This is a genomic window from Salipiger sp. HF18 (assembly GCF_011806505.1).
GTDB classification, from domain to species: domain Bacteria; phylum Pseudomonadota; class Alphaproteobacteria; order Rhodobacterales; family Rhodobacteraceae; genus Salipiger; species Salipiger thiooxidans.
The window spans coordinates 1-1,883 of record NZ_JAATOS010000656.1 but is presented as its reverse complement, the minus strand read 5'-3'; the positions used below and the strand labels follow the sequence as shown (position 1 = coordinate 1,883).

2 protein-coding genes are annotated in these 1,883 nt (G+C 68.6%); both read right to left on the bottom strand.

Annotation, left to right across the window (positions count from 1 at the left end):
- Positions 1 to 639, bottom strand: a 639-nt coding sequence (locus tag HC022_RS25505) for a penicillin-binding protein activator (protein WP_175583738.1), incomplete at its 3' end; no start/stop codon positions are given.
- Positions 640 to 824: 185 nt separating this feature from the next.
- On the bottom strand, positions 825 to 1,883 hold a 1,059-nt coding region (locus HC022_RS25500; RefSeq protein WP_167454256.1), incomplete at its 5' end, for a type III PLP-dependent enzyme.

Here is a 1,883-nt window from a genome sequence, read left to right as displayed (position 1 = left end):
CACGAAGAAGAAGATGCTGTCGGCGCCCGAGGCGCGGATCTGCGCGATCTCGGAGGCGTAGTCGGTCTGGCCGAGCTTGGTGTAGACCTCGCCCGCCAGCTCGCCGCCGTAGAAGCGCTTGAAGCCGTTGAGGCTGTCCTGCCCAGCCGGGTAGTTCGGCGCCATGATGAAGGGCTTGGTGAAGCCCTCGGACTTGGCATAGGCACCGGCGGCCTCGTGCAGGTTGTCGTTCTGATAGCTGACCGCAAAGTAGTTCGGGTTGCAGCCCTTGCCCGCCAGCTGCGCCGGGGCGGCGTTGGTCGAGAGGTAGAACTTGCCCTGCGCGGTGGCGGCGGGCACCACGGCCATGGCGAGGTTCGACCACACGATGCCGGTCAGGATGTCGATCTTCTCGGACTGGATCATCTTGTCGGCGATCTGCACCGCCACGTCGGGCTTCTGCTGGTCGTCCTCGACGATCACCTCGACGTCGTCGCGCCCGGCCTTCTGCATCGCCAGCAGAAAGCCGTCACGGGTGTCGATGCCGAGGCTGGCACCGCCGCCGGACAGCGTGGTGATCATGCCGACCTTGACCTCGGCCTGTGCGCTCGCGGCAAGTGCCGCCAGGCTCGCGGCGGCGAGCAGCGTTCTGATGGACATTGCGAAACTCCCTGTTCTCGTTCCCCCTGCCGGATCTCCGCCCGGCGTGCCGCGCAAGGGTTAACGGAAATGAGAGCGATGTCCATGCAGGACCTTTCCCATGCCGTGCCCCGCCGCGGGGGCGCCACAAAAAAGGCCGGGCGCAAAGGCCCGGCCCTGTCCGTGAGGATTGGACGGTCGGTGTCTCAGATCGCGACCACGTCGAGCGGCGGGAAGCCGTTGAAGCCCACCGAGGCGTAGGTCGAGGTGTAGGCGCCGCAGTTGCGGATCACGATGCGGTCGCCGGCGCGCAGCCCCAGCGGCAGCTCGACCGGACGCTTCTCGTAGAGCACGTCGGCGCTGTCGCAGGACGGCCCCGCGAGGATGCAGGCGCCGGTGTCCTCGTGATCCCGGTCGGTGAGGAACTGGTAGCGGATCGCCTCTTCGATGGTCTCGGCAAGGCCCGAGAACTTCCCGATGTCGAGGTAGACCCAGCGGTGCAGGTCGTTGTCGGACTTCTTCGAGACCAGCAGCACCTCGGCGGCAATGGCGCCCGCCTCGGCCACGAGGCCACGGCCGGGCTCGGCCATCACCTCGGGAACGTCGCCGAAGCGCTCGTGCACGAGGGTCATGACGTCTGCCGCGTAGCAGGCCGGCGCGTCGATTGCCTCGCCGTAGAAGGCCGGGAAGCCGCCGCCGATATTGAGCAGCGAAATCTCATGGCCGGCGTCGCGGGCGGCGTGCCAGATGGCCGCGACCTGGTCGAGCACCGGCGCCCACATCTGGGCGCGCCGGGTCTGCGAGCCCACGTGGAACGACAGGCCGACCGGCGCGAGGCCGAGCTGACGCGCCACGGTGAAGAGGTGCAGGACCTTGTCGCGCGAGCAGCCGAACTTGCGGGTGAGCGGCCAGTCGGCCTCGGTGTTCTCGACGATCACGCGGATGTAGACGCGCGCGCCGGGCGCGTGCTCGGCGATCTTCTCGAGCTCCTGCTCGGCGTCCGCGGCAAAAAGGGTCACGCCTTGGGCATGCGCCCAGGCGACGTCCGACACCTTCTTGACGGTGTTGCCGAAGGAGATCTGGTCGGCCGAGGCACCGGCAGCGAGGCACATGGCGATCTCGGTGCGCGAGGCGGCGTCGAAGTTCGAGCCGAGGCGGGTGAGCGTGCGCAGGATCTCGGGCGCCGGGTTCGCCTTGACCGCGTAGTGGATGCGGGCCCGGCCGAGCCGCTGCGCCAGCGCGGCGTAGTGGCGGGCCACCGTCTG